At 35.7% G+C, this 24,103-nt stretch carries 18 protein-coding genes; all 18 read left to right on the top strand.

Going from position 1 to position 24,103, the window contains the following annotated elements:
• The first annotated feature begins 88 nt into the window (after positions 1-88).
• The 18 genes from T529_RS0100280 to T529_RS0100360 all read left to right on the top strand — a co-directional run bounded on the left by T529_RS0100280 (position 89) and on the right by T529_RS0100360 (position 24,022).
• The gene (locus T529_RS0100280; RefSeq protein WP_033161606.1) at positions 89-1,696 is read left to right on the top strand and encodes a hypothetical protein; all 1,608 of its coding nucleotides are present in this window, start codon (positions 89-91) and stop codon (positions 1,694-1,696) included.
• A gap of 86 nt (positions 1,697-1,782) precedes the next feature.
• Positions 1,783-2,595 (top strand): NAD-dependent protein deacylase, encoded by an 813-nt coding sequence (locus tag T529_RS0100285; RefSeq protein ID WP_238560758.1) that lies wholly within the window; start codon positions 1,783-1,785, stop codon positions 2,593-2,595.
• A gap of 160 nt (positions 2,596-2,755) precedes the next feature.
• The gene (cooS, locus tag T529_RS0100290; RefSeq protein ID WP_051646774.1) at positions 2,756-4,831 is read left to right on the top strand and encodes an anaerobic carbon-monoxide dehydrogenase catalytic subunit; all 2,076 of its coding nucleotides are present in this window, start codon (positions 2,756-2,758) and stop codon (positions 4,829-4,831) included.
• Between the two features lie 3 nt (positions 4,832-4,834).
• Positions 4,835-5,767, top strand: coding sequence for an ABC transporter substrate-binding protein (locus T529_RS0100295; protein WP_033161607.1), 933 nt, complete (start codon positions 4,835-4,837; stop codon positions 5,765-5,767).
• A complete protein-coding gene (locus T529_RS0100300; protein WP_202962249.1) occupies positions 5,751-6,539 on the top strand; it encodes an ABC transporter permease in 789 nt (262 codons plus the stop codon). Before T529_RS0100295 ends, T529_RS0100300 begins: the two co-directional genes overlap by 17 nt.
• Positions 6,540-6,541: 2 nt before the next feature.
• Positions 6,542-7,312, top strand: coding sequence for an ABC transporter ATP-binding protein (locus tag T529_RS0100305; RefSeq protein ID WP_033161609.1), 771 nt, complete (start codon positions 6,542-6,544; stop codon positions 7,310-7,312).
• A gap of 422 nt (positions 7,313-7,734) precedes the next feature.
• A complete protein-coding gene (locus T529_RS0100310; RefSeq protein WP_033161610.1) occupies positions 7,735-9,792 on the top strand; it encodes a DUF262 domain-containing protein in 2,058 nt (685 codons plus the stop codon).
• Between the two features lie 471 nt (positions 9,793-10,263).
• A complete protein-coding gene (locus tag T529_RS12410) occupies positions 10,264-11,259 on the top strand; it encodes an IS1595 family transposase (protein ID WP_051646775.1) in 996 nt (331 codons plus the stop codon).
• 630 nt (positions 11,260-11,889) lie between these two features.
• On the top strand, positions 11,890-13,221 hold the full coding sequence (gene dcm / locus T529_RS12415) for a DNA (cytosine-5-)-methyltransferase (RefSeq protein ID WP_051646776.1): 1,332 nt from the start codon (positions 11,890-11,892) through the stop codon (positions 13,219-13,221).
• Positions 13,211-14,206, top strand: coding sequence for a DNA cytosine methyltransferase (locus T529_RS0100325; RefSeq protein WP_081823022.1), 996 nt, complete (start codon positions 13,211-13,213; stop codon positions 14,204-14,206). Before dcm ends, T529_RS0100325 begins: the two co-directional genes overlap by 11 nt.
• 5 nt (positions 14,207-14,211) lie before the next feature.
• Positions 14,212-16,578 carry a hypothetical protein gene (locus tag T529_RS0100330; protein ID WP_033161612.1) on the top strand — a complete coding sequence of 789 codons (2,367 nt, stop codon included), beginning with the start codon at positions 14,212-14,214 and terminating at the stop codon, positions 16,576-16,578.
• Positions 16,579-16,597: 19 nt separating this feature from the next.
• Positions 16,598-16,744, top strand: a complete 147-nt coding sequence (locus T529_RS13685) for a GmrSD restriction endonuclease domain-containing protein (RefSeq protein WP_162172982.1) — start codon at positions 16,598-16,600, stop codon at positions 16,742-16,744.
• Positions 16,745-16,811: 67 nt separating this feature from the next.
• The gene (locus T529_RS12420; RefSeq protein ID WP_051646777.1) at positions 16,812-17,570 is read left to right on the top strand and encodes a zinc dependent phospholipase C family protein; all 759 of its coding nucleotides are present in this window, start codon (positions 16,812-16,814) and stop codon (positions 17,568-17,570) included.
• Between the two features lie 78 nt (positions 17,571-17,648).
• Positions 17,649-19,088 (top strand): DUF438 domain-containing protein, encoded by a 1,440-nt coding sequence (locus tag T529_RS0100340; RefSeq protein ID WP_033161613.1) that lies wholly within the window; start codon positions 17,649-17,651, stop codon positions 19,086-19,088.
• A 177-nt stretch (positions 19,089-19,265) separates the two neighbouring features.
• Positions 19,266-20,903, top strand: coding sequence for a Na/Pi cotransporter family protein (locus tag T529_RS0100345; protein ID WP_051646778.1), 1,638 nt, complete (start codon positions 19,266-19,268; stop codon positions 20,901-20,903).
• Positions 20,904-20,976: 73 nt separating this feature from the next.
• A complete protein-coding gene (locus tag T529_RS0100350) occupies positions 20,977-21,714 on the top strand; it encodes a nitroreductase family protein (protein WP_033161614.1) in 738 nt (245 codons plus the stop codon).
• Complete coding sequence (locus tag T529_RS0100355) at positions 21,714-22,463, top strand: class I SAM-dependent methyltransferase (protein ID WP_033161615.1); 750 nt, start codon at positions 21,714-21,716, stop codon at positions 22,461-22,463. The genes T529_RS0100350 and T529_RS0100355 overlap by 1 nt, the downstream gene beginning before the upstream one ends.
• A gap of 74 nt (positions 22,464-22,537) precedes the next feature.
• On the top strand, positions 22,538-24,022 hold the full coding sequence (locus T529_RS0100360) for a DUF1846 domain-containing protein (RefSeq protein ID WP_033161616.1): 1,485 nt from the start codon (positions 22,538-22,540) through the stop codon (positions 24,020-24,022).
• The last annotated feature ends 81 nt before the right edge of the window (positions 24,023-24,103 follow it).

Raw genomic sequence — 24,103 nt, forward strand, 5'->3', positions numbered from 1 at the left:
TTTTCATACATAAGGTGGCTATGCCACCTTTTTTCTTTTGTTGTTTCTTAGAAGAAATTCGTATATACTACATACGTAGGTGAAAGACATGGCTAGAAAAAAGAAAACATTCGATGATTCTCCCTTAGAAAGAGAACCTCGTTATTATACAAAACAATCCCATATGATTTCTAATGCATATAAGCGTCCCTATAAAGATGAACAAACAGGAGGAATAAGAAAGCCTTCATTATTAGAAATCTATAAAAGAAAGAGAATGAAGGATTCTATTGACCTGACAACATCCACAAAGCGCTATGAAGCACACGATGAAGAAATGCTGTCAAGTGATATCGATCGTCATTATGAAAGAACCTATCAAGCAAAAGAAACAACAGGCAGACAATCCCATATTAACTTCGAACGAGAATCCTTGCTCAATAAGAAACATTATGAGACACCCTTACCAACAATTAACTTTCAAAGAGGCTCTTTCAAGGAGCCACAAGCAAAACAAGAAACACATATAAACTTTGAAAATAATCAACATGTTGCTCATCCTCGTGCACCCCTGCCAACAATCAATTTCAAAAGAGGCTCTTTCAAAGAACCAAAAACAAAGCAGGAGACATATATAAACTTTGAAAGCAACCAGCATGTTGCCCATCCTCGTGCTCCTCTTCCTACAATAAACTTTCAAACGCAAAAACGAGAATATACAAAGCCATCACAAACACTCCCAAAGATTCATTTTGGCCCAAAACTTGAGTTCAAGAAGAAGCAATCTGATCTTGTCACTATTCATTTCGAGGAAGAACGCAGTTTCAAGAAAGCACCGGACAAGAGTCTTCCTAAGTTACACTTTGATAACACGCTCATAGAAAAACAATCTCTCAATAAGATTCCAAAAATCAACTTCCAGAGTGAGCATAAGGAAGTCAAGAAGGTTAATGGTATTCCAAAAATCAATTTCCAGAGTGAACATAAGGAAACAAAAGTCGTTGAGAGCATTCCTAAGATTCATTTTAGAAGTGAAGAAAGGCCGGTACGTGCAAAGGATAGTATTCCACAGATTCATTTTATTCATGAAACACGTCCACTTAAGAAACAGGCAGAGTTACCAAGAATTCATTTCGTTATACCACAGCCAGTTAAGAAAAAACAAAATGACTATACAATTCACTTTACGCATGAATCATCCCTTAAGCCAAAGAAGGCTCAAAGCAATGCTGCTACTAAAATAAGCTTCTCAAGCTACAATAAACAAAACTATAAAATGACAAAGCCTGTCAGCAAGGCGGTTACAAAAATCACATTCCCAAGTATTGCCCTCGCCAAGCGCAAAACCTATAAACAAGTGGATCGTGGTGTGACAAAGCCTCATTTTTCACTAAAAAGCAAGCAGGCTAAACAAATGCTTTATAACGCCCACACACCAAACAAAACAAAAAAACAAGCTTATATCTTTAAGCAATATGAAACAAAGTCAATGGGCAGTTTGCTTAAGGGTAATGCGATGCATGACAAATTGCCATTGGAGCTTGATAAGAGCCGTACAGCTAAACGCATTCAGCGTGAACATAGCTGGTTCTCAGTTGTGATTGGTATTGGTGTTGTTGGTTTATTAGCATCACTCCTCTTTAATGTCATGCAGTCAGCAATCATGTTTGGCTTATTGATTATCTTAGGCATTTATGGCTACTGGACATCACGTTAATAATGAAAGAACGATCTTATGACAGGATCGTTTTTTTGTACGCTTATCAAGATAAAGGGGTATAATGGATGCAAGAGGTGATGATCATGCTTGAAAAAGATTGGATGAAGAAAGGAAGAAAAGAAAGAAGTGCCTATTTATCAAGACTCAACGAGAATGAGAAATATGAAGCACTTAATGATATTATTGACACTTGTCAGCATATTGTTTTCTTTGGTGGGGCAGGGGTTTCAACTGAAAGCGGAATACCTGATTTTCGCAGCAAAGATGGTCTTTATAACCAGCATGATGTTGAATTTGACCAGTATTCACCAGAATATCTTCTCTCCCATGAATGTCTTGTCAATCATCCTAAGGTATTCTTTGAATTCTATCGACAAAAACTTGATACAAGATCAATTAAACCTAACCGTACCCATTATAAGCTTGCCTTGATGGAAGAAAAGGGAAAGCTTGATGGGGTGATTACTCAGAATATTGATGGCTTGCATCAAAAGGCTGGCAGTAAGCATGTCTATGAAATTCATGGCACAACATATCGTAATTATTGTATGAAATGCAAGAAGATCTACCCTGCCGATTATATCTTTACTTGTGAGCAGGAAGTACCATATTGTCCTGATTGTGGTGGAATGATACGTCCTGATGTGACTATGTATGGTGAAGGATTACCTGGAGATGCCTGGTTGCATTCAAGAGACCTCATCAATCATGCGGATTGTCTTATTATCGGTGGGACAAGTTTAAATGTTTATCCAGCTGCCAATCTTATTGATTATTTCCATGGGGATTATCTGATTCTTATGAATAAAGGAGAAGTAGGCAGAAGAACAGGTGCTGACCTTGTCTTTAATGATAATATTGGAAAAGTAATGGATCATATTGTTGTAAAGAGCTAGTTGATAGCTCTTTTTTCATTTATTAGACAATTATCAATAAAATTTAGTTTAATGATAAATTACTATAAAAAATAGTGTTGACGTATGCGCCAATCTCTCGTATTATATCCCCAATAACATTAATACCTACTAAAAAGATAGGTAATAGAGGAGAAAGAGTATGAGTACAGAAAAGCATTCCCATCGTGCCTTGATTGGCTTTGACAAGAACGGTGTTCCAACTGTCATCGTTCCTGCAGATCACCATGCACATACCCATGAAGATGAGCATGGACATCTTTATACCCACATTCATGAAGCAGAGTTTACAGCTGACTATATGCAGGCTGTCAATGATTATCGTAAGACATTTCCTAAGGCTGAAGAAGTGTTGGAAAAAACACCTGATCCAGCTGTTAAAGAGATGCTAGTGAGAATGAAGGAATTGGATATGCCAACAGCTTTTGACCGCTTTGATAGCCAGCAGCCACAGTGTTCATTTGGCTTATCAGGCGTGTGCTGTAAGATATGTAATATGGGACCTTGCAAGATTACGAAGAAAAGTCCTAAAGGTGTCTGCGGTGCGGATGCTGATCTGATTGTCGCAAGAAATCTCTTACGTTCAGCTGCTTCAGGTGTTGCTCAGCATGGCATACATGCTAGAGAAGTCATTCTTTCATTGAAGTGGGCAGCCGAAGGTAAGCTCGACTTACCACTAATTGGGGAAAACAAGATTCGTGCTGTAGCCAAGCAATTTGGCATTAAGACTGAGCATCGCCAAATTAAAAACATCACCATTGATCTTGCCAATATCTTATTGGAAGATTTATCAAGAACAGAACCAGATGAATATAAGACAATTACTGCCTGTGCCCCAAAAGAACGCCAGGAAATCTGGAAGAAGCTTGATATTCTGCCTATTTCAGCCTACCATGAAACATTTGAAGCCTATCATCGTACAGGTGTTGGTACGGATGGTGACTGGAAGAATGTTATGCAGCAGTTCTTACGTTGTGGACTGACATTTGTATTCAGTACAGTACTTGCGACAAGCATTGCGACTGATGGCTTGTTTGGGGTTGGTGATCGTGTTACATCAAAGACCAATATGGGTGCTTTAAAGGAAGGCTATGTCAATATCGCTGTCCATGGCCATTTACCAACGCTTGTCAGTCAGATTGTCAAGGAAGGACAGAGTGAAGAATTCATCAAGATGGCTAAGGAGGTAGGAGCTAAAGGGATACGCTTCTATGGTATTTGTTGTAGTGGATTATCAGCTATGTATCGCTATGAAGGTGTTATTCCTCTTTCTAATGCGGTGACTGCTGAACTTGTTCTAGCAACGGGTGCATTAGATTTATGGGTGGCTGATGTCCAGGATGTCTTCCCAGCTATTATGGATGTCGCAAGATGCTTCAAGACAACAGTTGTCACAACAAGTGATTCAGCACGTTTGCCAGGAGCAGAACATATTGCCTACGATCACCATCATTCCAATATTGGTGAAACAAAAGCCATTGCGAGAAAGATTGTCACACGTGCAATTGAAAGCTTTGCGGCAAGAAAGGGTACACCAGTCCATATTCCTCCATATGAAGTTGAAGCTGAAGTCGGTTTCTCACTAGAATATGTACATCGTCATTTTGGCTCAATGAAACCATTGGCAGAAGCACTTAAGAGTGGCAAGATTCTTGGTATTGTCAATATGGTTGGCTGTAATAATCCTAAAGTACCATATGAACGTACAATTGTGGATGTTGCCGATGTCTTGATTAAAAATAATGTTCTCATTCTCACAAATGGCTGTGCATCCTTCCCACTGATGAAGCTTGGCTATTGTAAGAAAGGCGCAGGTGCGCTTGCCGGTGTTGGGTTGCATGAAGTATTAGGTGATGATTTACCACCTGTATGGCATGTTGGCGAATGTATTGATAATGCCCGTTCTTCAGCCATATTTGGTGATCTTGCCGGTGTTCTTGGTGAAAAGCTTTGTGACTTGCCATTTGCCTTTTCATCACCTGAATGGGGTAATGAAAAGGGCATTGATGCAGCGCTTGGCTTCCGCCTCATGGGCCTTAATTCTTATCATTGCGTTGAAGCGCCTATTCATGGCTCTGCCAATGTCATCAACTTCCTCAAGGAAGAAACAAAGGATTTACTTGGATCAGCAATGATTGTCAACGTTGATCCAAAAGCACTGGGTGAACAGATTGTTGAAGATTTCAAGAAACAGCGTAAGGCTCTAGGCTGGGATTAAATAATGATACGTAAGCCTATTGCCTTACTTCTTGCTTTATCAGTTCTAGTTGGCTGCAGTAGTAAGGCAGACAACAGCAAGACAATCAACCTTGGCTATTTGCCAATCACCCATGCCTTATCTGTATTTGAAACAAAAGAAATCTTAGATCAAAAAAATGTTCATATAAAACTCACAAAATTTAATAACTGGGCGGATTTAATGGATGCTTTGAATGCCGGAAGAATTGATGGGGCATCAGTACTTGTTGAACTGGCGATGAAAGCGAAAAGCAATGGCATTGATCTTAAAGCTGTGGCTTTGGGCCATAAAGATGGCAATGTCATTATTGCCAAAAAGGACATCAAGAACTTGTCCGATTTAAAAGGCAAAACAATTGCCATTCCCCATGCCCAGTCCTCCCACAACATCTTAATCCAGCTCGCTTTAGAAAAAGCCCATCTTTCAAAGAATGATGTCAAAATCATCCAGCTCGCTCCTAGTGAAATGCCGTCTTCATTAAATAGTGGCGCTATTGATGCTTATTGTGTTGCTGAACCATTTGGGGCAGTAGCCATTAATACGAAAATAGGTCATGTTCTCAAGACATCGGAAGAACTCTGGCAGAATTCTATTTGTTGCGCAATGGTCTTCAATAATGCTGCCATTACAAAGAAACAAACACAAATCAATCAAGTCATCTCAGCTTATAAACAAGCTGGCAAGAAACTTGCAAAAAGAAAAGAAGCAATGCGCATTGCTTCAAAATATCTTGGTCAGGATAAAGCTGTTCTTAAGCAGTCATTAGCCTGGATCCACTTTGATGATTTAACACTGACTCAAGAAGATTATGATAACTTGGCTTTAAAGGTCAAACAGGATGGTATCAATCCTAATCCACCAAGCTATCAAGATTTCATCTATCAAGGAGCAAATGCCCATGGAGAAAACGCTTAAACAAATACGAACAATACTTATCTCATTTCTTATTCTCATCATTCTCTGGCAGCTTGCAGTAATCTTTGGCGGAATGAATACAGCACTCTTTCCTTCACCTCTTAAAGTCTTTAATGCCTTTGTAGGTTTAGCGACAAAAGGTCTTTCCGGTTCCACAACGGATGCTATTTTGTGGGTTCATATCAAAGATAGCTTATTGAGATTCCTGATTGGATATTTCCTTGCAGCAATACTAGGAATAAGCTTTGGCTTATTACTGGGATGGTTTCCTAAAGCTTTTAGCTATGTCAATCCCATCGTTCAGCTGATCAGGCCAATAGCACCTGTCGCCTGGCTACCATTTCTTGTCTTAGTGATTGGCATTGGCAACATGCCTGCCATTGCGATTATCTTTATTGCTGGCTTCTTTCCCATTCTTCTTTCAACCGTGAAAGCAGTCGTTAATGTCGATCCTGTCTATCTTAAGGTTGCAAAGACATTTGGCTTAACACAGTTACAGACGATCTTCAAGATTGTCTTACCAGCTGCCTTTCCACAAATTTTCCATAGCTTGCATTTAGCACTTGGAACATGCTGGATATTTCTAGTATCAGGGGAAATGGTTGGCAGTCAGACAGGATTAGGCTTTCTGCTTATGGATGCCAAAAATACCATGCGTCCTGATGCCTTACTGGCGGTCATCATTACGATAGGTCTTATTGGTCTTATCTTAGATCATGCCATTGGACTATTAGAAAAGACAATCAGAAAAACATGGGGATTTGGAGGCTAAATATGTATATTGATATCAAAGATGTAAGTGTAGAATACAAACAAGAAAAGACAAGCTTTCTTGCTTTGGATCATATCAATCTATCCATTAATCAAGGTGAATTCACCTGTCTCTTAGGTCCTTCAGGATGTGGCAAGACAACATTATTGAATGCCATAGCTGGCTTTGAGAAAGTGACAAGTGGCACAATCACCATTGATGGCACACCAGTCACAAAACCTGATACACGCTATGTGACTATCTTCCAGAACTATGGCTTGCTGCCATGGCGTAGTGTTGAAAAGAATGTTGCTTTACCTTTAGAAACAAAGGGCTTAAGCAAACAAGAACAAGATGAACGCATCAAGCACTATTTAGAACTTGTCGGATTATCGGAGTATAAAGACCGTCATCCACATCAGTTATCAGGTGGACAGCAACAGCGTGTAGCAATTGCGAGAGCATTGGCGGTAAATCCAGACATTCTTTTCATGGATGAACCATTTGCAGCATTGGATGCCATCACAAGAATGAAACTTCAGGATGATACTCGTCTTCTTTCTACGAAAGAAAAGAAAACAATTATCTTTGTCACACATGATATTGAAGAAGCTGTCTATTTAGCTGATCGTATTGTCGTATTATCACCTAATCCAGGTCGTATTAAAAGCATCGTGGATGTCCACATGCCTTTTGAAAGAGACCGTACTTCTGATGACTTTATTCATATTAGAGATAAAATCTTTGAAATCTTCAATATGAAAGTTGATCATGATCTTGAATATTATATTTAACAGGCTTAACTTAGGCCTGTTTTTTCTTATATGCTTATTCTTTCTTGCCTCTGTTATCAAAAGTGAGAAGCTGGTATAATTAGGAAAAATTTTAGGGGATAAGGGATAAGTAAACCACATGTTATTCACTGCTCGAATCGTATTCTGTAGTATTATTTCTCTTAGGTATAATTCTTGACATTAATTTCAAATGGACTGACAATGTGGGATTATGAGACACTACATATAAATAGGATAAGATTACATAATAAAGCTTATGAATAGGCAAGCATTTTTCTTAAAATAGCTTATGGCTCTTCTAAATGGAAGACTATTAATTAGAAAGATAGATTTTATTTTTGAATATTGTTTATGAGAATTTTTTCTAGATTTCTGACAAATAGACCAAACTCTGTTATTATTGAATATGGAGGTTTTTCGAAATGAAGCCAGTTGAGTATCAATTATTATACGGGTTATTAGGACCTGGAAGTAACGGTAAGCAATTTATCATACCAGTATATCAAAGAAATTACACATGGAAAAAGAATGATCAAATAGCAAAATTAATGAATGATATAACTCTCTTGTTAAAAAATAACGAAAGTAAACATTTTATTGGAACCATTATTACTTATCCGACAACAGTGCAGGGATTTGTAGAAAATTCTGTTGTGGATGGACAACAAAGAATCACAACTATATTCTTAATTGTTCATGCACTTAGAAAACTCTTTAAAGATAAAGCAAGGGAAAGTGAAGAAAATGCTTCGAAAGCGTTACCTGGCACGGATGACTTTTTTCGTGGGTATCTAGAAAATACTTTTTTTGAAAAAAACGAGCTTAGTGAAAAGTACAAGTATAAATTAAAACCACAAGTGTCTGATGATGACGCCTATAATTATATTTCAAAAGAAAATTTTGAGGAATTAGGCAAATGTGATGATTCTTCAAATATTAAACAAAATTTTTTCTATATCTATGATGTGTTGAAAGGATTCATTGAAGAAGGTTATGATTATATGTCTATTTTAAGCACATTAAATAGACTTTATGTTGTACTTATTGAATTGGATAGCTCTGATAATCCTCAGGAAATTTTTGAATCTATTAACTCTACAGGGGCAAAACTTTCACAATCGGACTTAATTAGAAATTTCATTTTAATGAATAAGGGAAATGATGAACAAGAACATTTATATGATTTATATTGGAAGAATTTAGAAACTAACACTGATCATAGTAGGAAACTCGATTTTTTCTTTAGATTTTATTTAGCATCTAAACAGTTCAATCTAACGGGAGCTAATAAAATCTATAACGCTTTTAAGGAGTATTGGAAACAAGTAGATGGCGAAACCAATAGTGAAAAAATACTATCAGAAATAAAGCAATCATCAGAAGATTTTCATAGATTATATTTGAGTAATCAAAAAGATGAATTAGGACAGGTCATATATGATTTTAGAAACCTTCATTATGAAACGCATGCACCATTTATCTTAGGAGTATTCTCTTTATATCATCAGGGAAAAATAAATAAATATGAACTTCAGAAAACTATTAAATTGACTAATATATACTTTACTAGACGTATTTTAGCTGGAAAAGATGCAAATGATATAAGTCGAAAATTTCCAAGTATTTTAAAAAATGTTTTAGATGAGTACAATACTGTGGGTGGCAAAAACTTTATTGATATAGTAAAAAGTGAACTTGTATTTAAAAACCTCAATACTAATGCACACTTACCTACAGATGCAGAAATTACTAATAATTTAAAAACGGCTAATTTCTATACGTTAAGTAAAAGTAAATGGTTATTGGATCAACTAGAAATGGATGAAAGCAAAGTAATCCTTGATTTAAAACAACTTAATATAGAGCATGTGATGCCACAAACAAGGGATTATAACTGGACAGAAAAAACAAGCGATTTAAGTGACGATGAGTATGCATCATTTGTCAATAGATTAGGAAATCTAACAATCGTATCATCCATAGACAATTCAACAATGCAAAATAGAGACTTTGTAGAGAAGAAGAAAGTGCTAGAAAAATCAAATCATATAAAGTTAAATACTGAAATCTTAAAGAAAACGGATTGGGATTTGGATGACATTGACGAACGTACAAATCAAATGATAAAACGTTTTGAAAAAATATTCCCGTATATTAAAAGCAAAGTCCATATTGCTGATGAAAATCAAATACTATACTTGTATTCAAATGAAGAATTAGTAGCTAAGGGCTATTTGTATCAGGATGGTAGAGTGGCTGTTCTTGCTAATAGTATCATTGATTTAACAAATGAAACCAATCCTAAAATAAGTGAAATTAGAAATGAATGTGTCGAAGAAGGATTTATTGAACAAATAGATGAAAAATTTATTTTGAAGGATGAAAGGGTATTTCAAAATTTATCAACTGCAGCTGAATTTGTGCTTGGTGGAGAGAGAAGAAATGGGAACTTATGGCAAAAAAATCAAAAAGCTGAGTAAGATTTATAAGTTAACATGTAGCAAATAGTCATCTCCTGAAGATAGATATATTAAGTATTTCGAATTTAAGAGTGAAACAAATTAAATACGAAGGAAATATGCATCAGCATTTAATACAATATTAAACAAGCTACCTATGGTTAAGAGTAGTAGACATTATTCTATGTCATGAAATAGGTTGAAGAAGTACTTTTAATATTATGATAAGTTAGTCAATTAGAATAAGGTTTATTTAAGATAAGAATAGAACAATTAATGCATTTGGTTTTAAATAACTAGAGTAAATAACTGATTGATTATAAAGTATAAAAAGGTTGGTTTATGAAAATCTGATAGGGAACAACTCTCAGTAAGTCCTTTTTGAAGTTTCGAAATATAATCCCACATATGGGATTTAAACGGCCCTTCTTGACGACACCGTTACTAAATTTAGGCTACAATAGTCTTAGATAGTCAAGGAGGTCCACCATCATGAAGAACAGATTCCATCAGCACGCAAAAGCCAAGCCAAGAAAGGACTCCCTGGTTGACTTCATCAGAAGATTCTCTGATGAGGACAAGCAGGTTGAGTTCTTCACTACAATCAAGTTCCCTGAAGGATTTGTATGTGACAGATGCGAATGCCATGAGTACTATCTCATTAAGAGAAGTGACATCAAGAACGGGTACATCCTTCAGTGCAAGAAATGTGGCAAGCAGCATACCTTGCTTGGTGGCACTATCCTTGATAACTCCAACCTTACCCTGCTTCAGATCCTCATTGCGCTCTATCTCTTCTTCACAAGCAACAGAGGACTGAGCGCCCCTGATCTGGCCAATAACATCGATGTCTCAGTAAAGACTGCAAGAAGATACCTGAGAAAGTTCAGGATCCTTATGGCTGAAAGCAACAATGAGAAGAACCTCGAATCAATGTTCTATGAGGCTGATATCATTGAGGTTGGTGGAAGAAATCCAGGCGGCAAGCGTGGAAAAGGCTTAGAGAACAAGCAGCAGGTGCTGATGGTTCTTTCCACTGACGGCGACAACGAGTATCCCAGGCACATGAAGCTTCATGTCCTTCCCGGACACAAGGCCAGCCCTGTCAGGAACTTCATGTTCAAGCATGTCGTCATGGACAAGCAGCGCAAGGTTTCCACTGATAACGATACATGCTTCATGTGGATGAAGGACTATGTAGAGCTTGAGAACTCAAAAGTTGACTACCAGGACAGAAACCACAAGATGAAATGGCTCAATATTGTAGCCAGCAACTTTGAGAACAACATCAAGAACATCTACAAGGGCGTATGCAAGAGGGACCTGCTACTGCTGCTGGCTGAGCAGGAGTACAGGTACAACCACAGATATACAGGAAGACACTTCATGGAGAAGATAGCCAAGTATATCAGGAAGTCCGTGCCTATGACCAATCAGGCCATTGGCAACGCCCTTGACAGATATGAGGCTAGACTCGTCCATGCGTAGGGGCTAACTGAGAGAAGTTCCCTATCAGATATGAAAATATTGCTCTACCTTTTTGGGTTTTGCATAATTAAAATAAAAAATCGTGTTATATTTACCCAAAAAAAGCAATGAAAGTTCCCCAATATCGAGCATTCGTGGTAATATAATATACATTATATGTTATATATTAGAGTGGGGCTTGAAACTGAGCATCTCTTATAAGAAATTATTTAATATAATTTGATAGGGAATATCTCCCATTTGGAAATTTTTCTATGAATCGAAATATAATCCGGTATCAGGGATTTAAACAATCCTGTTTGGCAACCTCATTTTTGAATCTAGGTTACAATATTCCTGGAATGTTAAGTAGGTAACCAGCATGAAGAATATTTTTCATCAGCATGTTTAAAGATAAGCTTAGAAAGTACTCTTTTGTTGACTTTATCAGAAAATTCTCTGATGAAGTCAAACAGTAGGAAGTCCGAACCTATGATCAATCAAGCTATTGTAAACCTTCTAGACAGATATGACGATAGATTTGTCATTGCCTAGAGGGGAACTGAGAGAAGCTCCCTATTTAAAAACATTATATTGTTGATAACATCACGATATCGTGATATTATCACCTTATAGTGGAGCGATGTAAAGATGTCTGTTAAATATAATAAATTATTCGATAAAATAAGTGAACGTAAAATGACACCGAGAGAATTAATTGAGGAAGCAAAATGTAGTGCCAACATTCTTACTCATTTAAAAAATAATGAATATATTTCAATGGCGTCTTTGGAAAAAATATGTAGTGTTTTAAATTGTGGTGTGGATGACGTTTTAGAATTTCAAAATAAAAACATTAATGAGAACCCATATGCAATCAAGGTGGTATCATTGTTTTCCGGTATTGGTGGATTTGAAGAAGGATTAAAAATGGCTGGTGTGAATTATCGTGTAGTTTTTGCATCCGAAATAGATGCAGCAGCACGTAAATCTTATGCTACAAATTTTGATTCAACAAATCTTTTTGGAGATATAACTAAAATGGATGAAAAAATGATACCAGACCATGATTTACTTCTGGCTGGTTTTCCATGTCAGTCTTTTAGTATTGCAGGTAAAAGAAAAGGTTTTGAGGATATTAGGGGTACGTTATTTTTTGATGTGGCTAGAATACTTAATGAAAAAAAGCCGAAGTATGTTTTGTTAGAAAATGTAAAGAACTTGATTAGCCATGATCAATCACGAACAGTTCGGAAAATTTTAAGCACTTTAAATGATATTGGATATACTGTTGATTTTACAGTTATAAATTCGAGTGAAGCAGGGGTTCCACAAAACAGAGATAGAACATACATTTGTGGTATATATAATGGAACTACAAAAAAATTTGATAAAGATATCAGAAGTGTTAAAGCTAATTCTTTAAAAGAAAAATTAAATGAAACTGATTTTAGAGGCTTTAATTTTTTTAATGATATTAGCTTTAACAATGTAAATAAACACATGGAGGATGTTTTAGAATGCGAAGTTTCTGACGATTTTTATTATAATAGTGTTTCTATAAAAGATTTTTTGAATATTAATCACTTTACTGATGTTGACAACTATGAAGAAAGAATAATTAAACTATTTGACTTGCCCAGAGAAATTTACAATGATTTAGAAAGACAAAGAAGGGTATACTCAGTTAAGGGAATTTCACCTACTGTGTTAGCAAGATCAGATTCAACGAAAATATTTGTTGAAAGAAATGGTGAGAAAGCAATCAGGAAAATAACAGCAGTAGAGAATTTTTACATGCAAGGATTTGGCAAAAAATTTGTTGATAATATTAAAAAAATTGGTACTAGTAAAACTCAAATGTATAAACAATCCGGAAATGCGGTTAGTCCACCTGTGATTGAAGGCATAACAAAAAAATTAATATATGATTATCTTATGCCGGAGAAATTTAACGATAGGAATAATAACGATGCAGTATAAAATGATAGATTTGTTTGCAGGCATTGGTGGAATAAGAATTGCTTTTGAAGAAAATGGTGCTAAATGCGTAAGAAGTTCGGAAATAGATAAGTATGCCTGTGACACATATGAGATAAATTTCAATGAAAAACCACTTGGAGATATCACGAAAATTTCACTAGAAGAATTACCAAAATTTGATATACTGACAGCTGGATTTCCATGCCAACCATTTTCATTAGCAGGATTGAGAAAAGGATTTGAAGATGCGAGAGGAACACTTTTTTTTGATGTTGCACGATTGATAAAGGCTAGAGAACCAATTGCGTTTTTTTTAGAAAATGTTGAAGGTATAGTAAATCATGATGGTGGAAAAACAATAAATGTTATAGAGAATGTTTTGAGTGAGTTAGGATACAATTTTCAGTGGCGAATCATGAATGCAAGTGATTATGGAGTACCCCAAAACCGAAAAAGATGGTATTGTGTAGGCTTTAGAAAGGACTTAAGAATCGGCTTTGAAGGTCAAAAAGGGAATTTTAGAGCAATCTATAATTTTCCTAAAAAATGTGATCTAAAGTTTAAGGTTAAAGATATACTAGATATTAATGTGAGTGATTCCTATTTAGTTTCTAAAACGTGTGAAAGAAACATTAACATATATATTGATAAATATAAATTAAGTCCAAGATATGATAGTACGAATGTTCTTATAGCTAATGAGATTAGACCATCACGATGTAATTTTCGATCAGATGGAATATCGCCATGTCTAACAGCAAAAATGGGTACAGGAGGGAATAATATCCCAGTTTACGTTGAAAAAATGCGTAAACTAACTGAAAGAGAATGCTTAAGACTTATGGGATTTCCAGAGTGGTATCAAATTAAACCTAATACTATGCATTCTTATAAGCAAATTGGTAATAGTGTTGTTGTTACAATAGTTAGTATGTTAGCAAAAGAAATGATTAGGGTGTTAAAATTGGTAGATAGTGAGGTGTAAAGATAATGGGACAAAATGATGGGGTTGAAAATGAAAAAAAATTAGTTGGAGCGCTAAATAATAAAATGTTAAAGCGTTTGACATCTTACCAACAACACTTTATTAAAGATATTTATAAAAATGTGAATGGTACAGATATTGTACAAGCAAAAAAAATCGGAGGAGCTGGATATAAACCAGATGTAGAGATTGAGGTTGATGGAGAAAAACATTATATTAGTGTTAAGAAAGGCAGTGGAAATTCTGTACATCAAGAAAAGATTGAATTTTTCATTCATTTTTGTATGACTGAATTAGATATGTCTAAAACAGAAAGGGATAGCTTGTTATTATATCTTTATGGAGATGGGACTCTAGATGGTGACAGTTCTCCAGAAGAACGTTTGAAAGATCAAGAATTGATTGAAACATATAGAAATGAAATAAATACGGTTCAAAAATTTTTAGATCGAAATAAAAGAAGTTTGATTGAACGCTTTTTGATTTATGGTCGTAAGGGAACATACAATAGAAAAAAAGCAGATTATTTGTATCATGGTGATGCAAATAAAGGTATTTGGTGCCCACTAAATTATGATACCATTGATTATTTGGTGAATCAGCCGAATGCTAAAAATTCTCCATTAGTAATTGGCCCATTTTCATTACAAGTGTGGAACAGAAACTTGGAAGGAAAAACAGAGTTGGAAGATAGAAGACATTCTATCCAAATAAAGTGGGGAACTTGTAAAAAAGATATAGAGAAGATAAATCAATATCAAGCAGCCAAAGAAAGAGAAAGAAAATCTACAGCTCAGCAAGGACATATTATTGGGAATAATAGTCAAGGTTTTGAAAATCATGTTAATTTGATATCAATAATAAATAATAAAAGAGTATCAGAGTTACCACTTGCTATAAAAAATATTGTAAAAACTATGTTCCCTTATGTTGCTATGTCTGAAAGATTACATGCTTCAAAGATAAAAAATAATGAAGTTAAACCACGTATATCTATTGAAGTGAAAGGTGAAAAGGTAAATATTACTGTATTTATGGGTGGTGGAAATTCTGTACACCAAGAAAAGATTGATTGTTTCATCAATTACTGTAAAGATGAATTAGGAATGACACATGAAGAGGAAGACTCTTTTTTAACAATTATGTTCGGAGATGGTACTCTTGATGGAAAAAGTACTGTTGAAGATAGGCTAAAAAATACAGTAGAAATAAAAGAACATTTCAGTAAACAGGCAACTATTGCACAAGCTTTTTTTGATAGTAATAAGGAGGCTCTAATAAAACGTTTTCTTGTATATGGAAAAAGTGGTGAGCAAATGAATATTAAAACTGATTATATCTATTATGGAACAAATGTAACAGGCATTATAGTTCCAATTTCTTCTATCGTAGATTATTTAAACAAAAAAGAGAATTCAGAAGCAGCACTTCTTTCATTAGGATCATTGACTGTTCAACCGTGGAATCGAAACCTAACTGGAAAAATGGAGAATGAACATAAAAGATACTCTTTGCAGGTGAAATGGGGTAGAATGAAGCAAGATCTCTCTAAAATTTATATGTTAGATGATTCTAAGAATAAAGGCACTTCTGCAGGAAATTGGGAAGAGTATGAATTAGTATCAAAGCTAAATAGGGATATAAAACGAACAGGAAAACTTTGGAAATTTATTGGCACAGCTCTAAATAGGTCTCAACTTGAAGATATCTATGCAGTGCGTGTTTCGAAAACAGTTTACTCCAAATTATCTGAGAAAAAAGTTTTGCCTAAAACTGATGTGTATTTAGTCAAGGGCCAAATAGCACATAGTATTCTTCTTGATAACAATTATTGGTTAGATGAAGATGCAATCGCTGATTTAGATGTTATGCCATTACCTGGATCAGGTATCTCATGTAAACGACCAGACTCAAAACATTTTACATATATAAAACTAACACAAAAGTCCTTCATGAAATTATTTAATGATCCAAATATGGGAGCAGGTATATCTTTATTTGTGAATGAAAATGATATTAACCTTAATTCAGAAGTTCTTAATCATTGGAATACTAATGAAAAAGAGGTCTTGAATAGATTTAGTTCGTATTTAATCTCATCTGGTATTAGTTCTAATGAATGGACTATTACAAATATTAAAGTATGCAAAATAATAAAAGAAAATGCCATAAATAACATGAGAGAAATTATTGTTAGGAGTCAAAATATTGCAAATGGAATATTTAAGGGAACAGGATTTTATGATGAACCATATAATGCAAACTATATATATATAAATGGTGCGCTAAGTAAAATTAGTATTCCTAATATTTCAATTACTACGGGATCTGGCCGTCATAAGGGAATCTATACAATTATTATTAAACCATAATAAATCCCAACAAAACGATGTGTTCGAAAATAAGAAAAGTAATTTTGCAAAATCTAAGATAGAACCTAATGCTGAAATCGCAAGTAACAATAAGTGGGGACCAAAAGAAATAGATGAACGTCAGAAAAAATTTGCAAAAATTGCTTTAAAAATTTGGTCTGTTTAAAGAACTATAAGGACATATAGCTAGCGTCAGCTAGCTTTTATGTTTATACTTAACTTGAGGTGATTTCATGCCAGCAAGCTATACTCATCAATGTTTTGGTGATGATCTACTTAGATATATGAATAGTGATCATAAGACACTGATTAAACAATATAAGAATCTTTACAACCTAGGTTTACAAGGACCGGACTTACTCTTTTACTACCATCCTTTAAAAAAGAATCGTGTGCAGGATATCGGGATTGAAATGCATAAATTACCTGCAAGAGATTTCTTTGAAGAAAGCTTTCAATATGAAGATGATGCAACACTTGTCTATTTGATTGGCTTTGCTTTGCATTATTTGTTGGACTCAAGAGCTCATCCGGTAATTAATAAAGTAACACATGATGACTTTGAACACTATGAATTAGAAAGAGACCTGGATATGCGTTTTCTTAGTGATCGACATCCAGCCATCATGTCAACAGCCGCAAGCTTTATTGCGGATGAGCAGGCAAGTAAGACGATTGGGCATGTTCTTCATATTACGGACAAAGAAGCTTATAAAGCCATCAAGAGCTTTCGCTTCTACAACAATCTTGTCTATAATGAATATCATGATGTACGAATGATTCTTAAGAAACTGACAGCACTTCTGCATATTCCTTTTACAAATATGTTTGTGGTTGACAAGCCAAGTACAAAGTATGTTGATGATGTAAAAGAAGTAAGATATTGGTATATGATAGCTTTAAGGGAAGCTATTGAGATTATGCCTCAGTTTATTGATGCATATTACAATAAAAAGAGTTTGTCTGAACGTTTTGATCATAATTATGAGTGAATGTTGTTGTGACAACATTCTTTCTTTTTGTCTTTTGTATAATAAAGTTAGTTTAAAAGAACTAAAGGAGAGATTACTATGAAACAATTAGATTTAAATAAAACAGTGGCTGCTCTTGTTGAAGAGTATCCTGAACTTATTGATATTATGGCTAAAATTGGCTTTAAGGAAATCACAAAGCCTATTTCACTTAAAATGATGGGAAGAGTGATGACCATTCCTAAGGGATGTAGTGTAAAGGGCTTTGATTTAAATGATATCATTACAAAGCTAAATAGCTATGGCTTTGAATGTGTTTATGGAAGTCAGGAGACAGTTGCACATGAAGCAACAGAACACAAGGAAGTCAAAAAAGATGATCGTACACCTGAAGGCAGAGAATTGCTTTTAAGGGATATGATTGAACGCTTGAATAATGGTGAAGATTTAGAAAGCGTACGTGCTGATTTTGTGAAGGCTTTTAAGGATGTTTCAGTGAGAGAAATTACAGGCGTAGAACAACACTTAATTGATGAAGGCATGAGTGTTGAACGTGTTCAAAAGCTCTGTGATATTCATTCAGCCTTATTCCATGGTCGTACGGAACAGGAAGTGATGGCTGAAGAAGATGCTCAAAGAGGCATTAATCTTGAAATGGGCCACCCTGTTAGTCAATTAAGACTGGAAAATAGAATTATTGAAAAGAAGATTGAAGATGCTTTGAAGGTAAATGCTGAAGGAAATCGTGAAGCTGTTTTTCAGGCAATTACTGAACTGAAGGGTATCAAGCCACATTATGCGAAAAAAGAAGAACTCATCATGCCATTACTTGAACGTTATGGCTATCCAGGACCAAGTCAGGTGATGTGGGGTGTTGATGATGAAATTAAGCAGGAACTAAGCCGTATATCTCGTACAATCAATGAAGAGAAATGGTATGAGCAGGAAAGAAGTAATGTTGAAGGCGTACTCAATCGTATGAAGGAAATGATTTATAAGGAAGAAGAAATTCTCTTCCCACTAGCCATGGAAAACTTCACAAAGGAAGACTGGTATCATGTCTATGAAGATTTAGAAGCAATGGGTGCAAGCTTTGTCAACAAGACATTTAAGTGGCAGGAAGCCGAAGACTTCTTAGCTGCACAAACAGCTTCCTCTTTCACAAATGGTATGATCAAAATGCCTACTGGTGAACTTTCAATCAATCAGCTCAATATCATGCTTGAAGCCTTACCACAGGATATCACTTATATTGATGCCAATGACCATGTACTGTATTTCAAAGATAAAATGCATATCTTCCCAAGACCAAAAAGCTGTATAGGCAAGCTTGTCTATGATTGTCATCCGGCTCGTGTTAGACCAATGGTTGAAGCTTTACTTGATGATTTCAAAAAGAAGGAACGTGATCACATGGATATCTGGATGAAGGATGTGCGAGTGAGATATATGGCTGTCTATGATCATGATGTATATGTTGGCTGTGTGGAAATGGTGGAAGACTTTAGTGAAGTCTTCAAGGGAAGAGAGTCAAAGTAAAACAATACAATCTATATTATAAATAGAAATATGTAAGCAAAATGTTAAGATATGTTAAGGATTATGAGAGACATGTGTTAATAATTTGTTAAAGAAAAACTTCTAGAGACCTCTATTAGGTGGTATAATAAATTTGTCTTTTTTAGGGAAAATTTATAATGAAGAGGTTAGAGAAGTATGAGTATTCTCAACATTGTTAATCTTCTTGGGGGACTTGGTTTATTCCTGTTTGGTATGAACTATATGAGTGATGGAATCAACCAGGTTGCCGGTAAGAGGATGAAGGATTTATTGGAAAAGCTGACAAGAAATAGACTGAAAGGGTTCTTGCTTGGGGTCTTTGTGACATCAATTATTCAGTCTTCTTCAGCAACAACCGTGATGTTAATGGGCTTTTTAAATGCCGGTATCATGGACTTAGCACAGGCAACAGGGGTTATTCTTGGTGCCCATATCGGTACTACAATTACTGCTGTATTGATTGCCCTGGATGTTTCTGTTATTTCTACAGCCTGTATTTTTATAGGTAGTGTACTTGTTATTTTTGGACGTAAACAGAATAAGGTTTATACAGGTGAAATTATACTTGGCTTTGGTTTATTATTCTTTGGCTTGAAGTATATGTCCGGTGATCAGGCCATGGGTGTACTTAAGAGCAGTGCAGCCTTTAAAGCCTTTATCACAAGTGCTAATAATCCATTTGTTGGTCTAGCTGTTGGTACAATCATGTGTGCCATTTTGCAGTCTTCATCTGCATCAATTGGTGTCTTGCAGGTACTTGCTTTGCAGGGCTTAATGCCAATGAAATTTGCGATTTATATGATTATTGGTGTCAATGTCGGAAGTGCAATGCCACTCTTCCTGTCTTCTATTGGCGCTAAGACAAATGCCAAAAGAGCAGCACTTGTTTACTTTATCTTTGATGTTGTGGGCATGTTGATCTTTACACCAATTGCCTTCTTTACACCATATACTAGCTTTATTACAAGCTTATCATCTAATGGTTCTGTACAGGTTGCGATTGGTCATATTATCTTTAAGGTTGTAACAGCCCTTATATTATTACCATTCGTTAATGTCATTGTACGCTTTACAACACGTATTATCCCTAGTCGTGAACATGCAAGTGACTTACGCTTCCTTTATATCGATCCAAAGCTTGTAGAATACAATGCATCAATGATTGCTTCTATCGAAAAAGAAGTACAACGTATGGTTGATTTAGTAAGATGGAATTTTGTGCATTCATGTGAAGCATTCATGACAAGAGATTTATCCAACGAAGAAGAAATATTTCACAACGAAGAAGTCATTAACTGGCTCAACAATAATCTTACAGACTATATCATCATGGTCACAAGCCGTCCGATTGGTAAGATTGAAAGTGCCCGTGTTGGTCGTCTCTTCCATGTTCTGATTGACTTGGAACGTATTGGTGATCATGCCATCAATATCTTAACGCGTACAAAAACATCGATTAATGATGAATTAACTTATTCATCAAGCTCTCTTGATGAATTCAAAGAAATTTATGAGAATGTCATTGTTCTCTTTGATCAGTCTATTCAGTCATTTAATCAAGAGAAATCATTTGAAGAATATCAGACTGGTTTATTGAATTTACGTAATTTTATCCGTGACCTCAACAATAAGGCCTTGGATGATCATATTGTTCGTTTAAGAGCACATGAATGTCATACGGCTAGTGGTATTGTCTTCACAAAGATACTTCAGGATTTAGAAAGAACAGGCGATCACTCTTACAATATTTCTAAAGCAGGTACTAATGATGCTGCATTGATCAGTCAGATGTAAACAGGGGGAACCCTGTTTTTTCTTGTTCAAATATCTGTATTTGATAGAATATTTATAGGAGGAAATGCAAATAATGAATAATACAACCATTGATATATTGATGAAAAGAAAGTCAGTGAGAGTCTTTAAAGATCAAGAGATTGAAGAAGAGAAAGTTGAAGCAATACTTAAGGCTTCCATCAATGCTCCAACAGCTGGTAATCAACAGCTCTATACCATCCTCAAGATCACTGATCCAGCGATAAAAGAGCAGCTTTCCATACTTTGTGACAATCAGCCTTTTATAGCCTCAGCCAAGCTAATACTTGTCTATCTTGCAGATTGTCATAAATGGTATGAAGCTTATAAAGATATTGAACTTAACCCACGTCAACCTGAATTTGGCGATTTCTTGCTTGCGGTAGATGATGCCTTGATTGCCTCAGAGAATGCGGTTATTGCAGCTGAAAGTTTAGGAATAGGATCATGTTTTATTGGTGATGTGATGGAAAATAAGGAAGAAATCTGCAAGCTTCTTCATTTACCCGACTATGTTTTTCCTGCTAGCTTGCTTGTTTTTGGCTATCCAACCACCCAACAACAAGAAAGACAAAAACCTAAGCGGGCTAACCTCAAAGATATCGTCTTTGAGAATAGTTATTATGAGATGAATGCTAAAGAGAGGGAAGAGATGCTTAAATATCATTATGGTGATGCTCAATATCATACCTGGCTTGAAGCATTCTACAAACGTAAATATGATTCATCATTTGCTCATGAGATGAATCATTCTGTTAAAGCTTACTTAAAAGAATATGAGGAGAAAGCATAATGAACTATCAAGATATCAATAAGGAAACCATCAATCGATGGGCAAAAGAAGGATGGCAATGGGCTCAGCCTATTAATCATGAGGAATATATAGCAGCTACACAAGGTCATTGGGATATTGTCTTAACACCATTAAAGCATGTTCCTAAAGACTGGTTTGGAGATTTGAAAGGCAAGAAGGTGCTTGGTCTTGCTTCTGGTGGTGGCCAGCAGATGCCTATTTTAACTGCAGCTGGTGCCATATGTACAGTTATGGATTATTCTGACAAGCAGCTTGAAACAGAACGCATGGTCGCAAAGAGAGAAGGCTATGATATTGAAATTATTGAAGCTGATATGACAAAGCGCTTTCCTTTTGCCGATGAAACATTTGATTTCGTTGTTCATCCTGTTTCCAATTGTTATATTGAGGATGTAGAGCATGTCTTTAAAGAAGCCTATCGTGTCTTAAAGAAGGGTGGGGTAATGCTTTCAGGTTTAGGCAATGAAATCAATTATATTGTTGATAATGATGAACGAGAGATTATCTGGGAAATGCCTTTTAATCCCTTAAAGGATGAGAAAGCAATGGCTTTTATGCAAGAAGAACAATGTGGTGTGCAGTTCTCCCATGATATGAGTGAACAGATTGGGGGACAGTTAAGAGCTGGCTTTAGACTTGTAGATTTGTATGAAGATACTAATGGCGAAGGGCGGTTACATGATCTTAACATCAAGACTTATATCGCTACTAAGTCAGTCAAAGAATAAGTATTTTTAAAAGATGAGAATGTATTGACCTTCTTGATACTCTTCGATATGATGGCTGTTAGGAGAAAAGGAATATGAATAAAATAGGATTTGATAATGAAAAGTATTTAAAAATACAATCAAAACATATTAAGGAACGTATTGATTCTTTTGGTGGTAAGCTTTATTTGGAATTTGGTGGTAAATTATTTGATGACTATCATGCATCAAGAGTCTTACCAGGCTTTGCCCCTGATAGTAAGATTCGCATGCTGAAGGAACTTAAAGACCAGACGGAGATTGTGATTGCGATTAAGGCTGGTGATATTGAAAAGAATAAGGTGCGTGGAGATCTAGGCATTACTTATGATGAAGATGTCTTACGTCTTATTGATGCATTTACATCCAATGGCCTCATGGTTGGATCGGTTGTATTAACACAATTTAAAGATCAGCCTAGCGCCATTGCTTATGAGAAAAAGCTGAAATCTCTAGGCTTACAGGTTTATCGTCATTATATGATCCCTGGCTATCCTTCTAATATGCAGCTTATTTTAAGTGATGATGGCTATGGCAAGAATGACTATATCAAGACAACTAGACCATTAGTTGTTGTTACGGCACCAGGTCCTGGTTCAGGCAAGATGGCAACATGTCTTTCTCAGCTTTATCAGGAAGCTAAGCGTGGCGTGAAGGCAGGCTATGCGAAGTTTGAAACATTCCCAATCTGGAATATTCCTCTTAATCATTCAGTCAACTTAGCTTATGAAGCAGCTACAGCTGACTTAAATGATGTCAATATGATTGACCCATATCATTTAGAAGCTTATGGTAAGACAGTCGTCAATTACAATCGTGATGTAGAAATCTTCCCCGTTCTCAAAGCCATGTTTGAAAAGATTAATGGCTCATCACCATATAACTCACCAACAGATATGGGCGTTAATATGGCAGGCTATTGCATCTTTGATGATGAAGCCGTTACAAAGGCAGCAAATCAGGAAATCATAAGACGCTATTATGATGCCTTGGATGAAGAACGTAAGGGGAATGCTTCTCATAAACCTGTTAGCAAGATTGAATTGTTGATGGAAAAAGCTCATACAAGTATTGCTGATCGTCCTGTTGTTGCCGCAGCTAATATCAAAGAGGAAGAAACGGGTGGACCAGCTGCTGCTATTGAAATGCCTGATGGAACAATTATTACAGGCAAGACTTCAGAACTGCTTGGGGCAAGTAGTGCAATGCTGATTGATGCACTCAAATATCTTGCTCATGTGAATGATGATATTAAGCTTATCAGCCCTGATATTATTGAACCTATCCAAAAGCTTAAGGTTGAAACATTACAAAATAAGAATCCTCTTCTTCATATCGATGAAATCCTCATTGCTTTATGCATTGCAGCCACTCATCATGAAGAAGCCAAGAGAGCTTATGGCAAGCTGAAAGAACTAGCTGGCTTACAAATGCATTCAAGTGTTCTATTAGCACAAGAAGATGTCAATGTGCTCAAGAAACTTGGTATTCATCTGACATGTGAACCTAAATATCAGAATAATAAACTCTATCATCATTAATGCCTTTTTCATAAAGGCATTTTTTGTGGTTTGAACAACATTATTAAAAGGAATATCTCTCTATAATAAGCACGTGGTGAT

Origin of the sequence: Sharpea azabuensis DSM 18934, assembly GCF_000702165.1 — a bacterium.
In the GTDB taxonomy this organism is placed as follows: domain Bacteria; phylum Bacillota_I; class Bacilli_A; order Erysipelotrichales; family Coprobacillaceae; genus Sharpea; species Sharpea azabuensis.

What these genes read in the sequence shown, in the direction of transcription:
- T529_RS0100280 (WP_033161606.1), top strand. Translation starts at nt 89, where the DNA reads ATGGCTAGAAAAAAGAAAACATTCGATGATTCTCCCTTAGAAAGAGAA.
- T529_RS0100285 (WP_238560758.1), top strand. Translation starts at nt 1,783, where the DNA reads ATGCTTGAAAAAGATTGGATGAAGAAAGGAAGAAAAGAAAGAAGTGCC.
- cooS (WP_051646774.1), top strand. Translation starts at nt 2,756, where the DNA reads ATGAGTACAGAAAAGCATTCCCATCGTGCCTTGATTGGCTTTGACAAG.
- T529_RS0100295 (WP_033161607.1), top strand. Translation starts at nt 4,835, where the DNA reads ATGATACGTAAGCCTATTGCCTTACTTCTTGCTTTATCAGTTCTAGTT.
- T529_RS0100300 (WP_202962249.1), top strand. Translation starts at nt 5,751, where the DNA reads ATGGAGAAAACGCTTAAACAAATACGAACAATACTTATCTCATTTCTT.
- T529_RS0100305 (WP_033161609.1), top strand. Translation starts at nt 6,542, where the DNA reads ATGTATATTGATATCAAAGATGTAAGTGTAGAATACAAACAAGAAAAG.
- T529_RS0100310 (WP_033161610.1), top strand. Translation starts at nt 7,735, where the DNA reads ATGAAGCCAGTTGAGTATCAATTATTATACGGGTTATTAGGACCTGGA.
- T529_RS12410 (WP_051646775.1), top strand. Translation starts at nt 10,264, where the DNA reads ATGAAGAACAGATTCCATCAGCACGCAAAAGCCAAGCCAAGAAAGGAC.
- dcm (WP_051646776.1), top strand. Translation starts at nt 11,890, where the DNA reads ATGTCTGTTAAATATAATAAATTATTCGATAAAATAAGTGAACGTAAA.
- T529_RS0100325 (WP_081823022.1), top strand. Translation starts at nt 13,211, where the DNA reads ATGCAGTATAAAATGATAGATTTGTTTGCAGGCATTGGTGGAATAAGA.
- T529_RS0100330 (WP_033161612.1), top strand. Translation starts at nt 14,212, where the DNA reads ATGGGACAAAATGATGGGGTTGAAAATGAAAAAAAATTAGTTGGAGCG.
- T529_RS12420 (WP_051646777.1), top strand. Translation starts at nt 16,812, where the DNA reads ATGCCAGCAAGCTATACTCATCAATGTTTTGGTGATGATCTACTTAGA.
- T529_RS0100340 (WP_033161613.1), top strand. Translation starts at nt 17,649, where the DNA reads ATGAAACAATTAGATTTAAATAAAACAGTGGCTGCTCTTGTTGAAGAG.
- T529_RS0100345 (WP_051646778.1), top strand. Translation starts at nt 19,266, where the DNA reads ATGAGTATTCTCAACATTGTTAATCTTCTTGGGGGACTTGGTTTATTC.
- T529_RS0100350 (WP_033161614.1), top strand. Translation starts at nt 20,977, where the DNA reads ATGAATAATACAACCATTGATATATTGATGAAAAGAAAGTCAGTGAGA.
- T529_RS0100355 (WP_033161615.1), top strand. Translation starts at nt 21,714, where the DNA reads ATGAACTATCAAGATATCAATAAGGAAACCATCAATCGATGGGCAAAA.
- T529_RS0100360 (WP_033161616.1), top strand. Translation starts at nt 22,538, where the DNA reads ATGAATAAAATAGGATTTGATAATGAAAAGTATTTAAAAATACAATCA.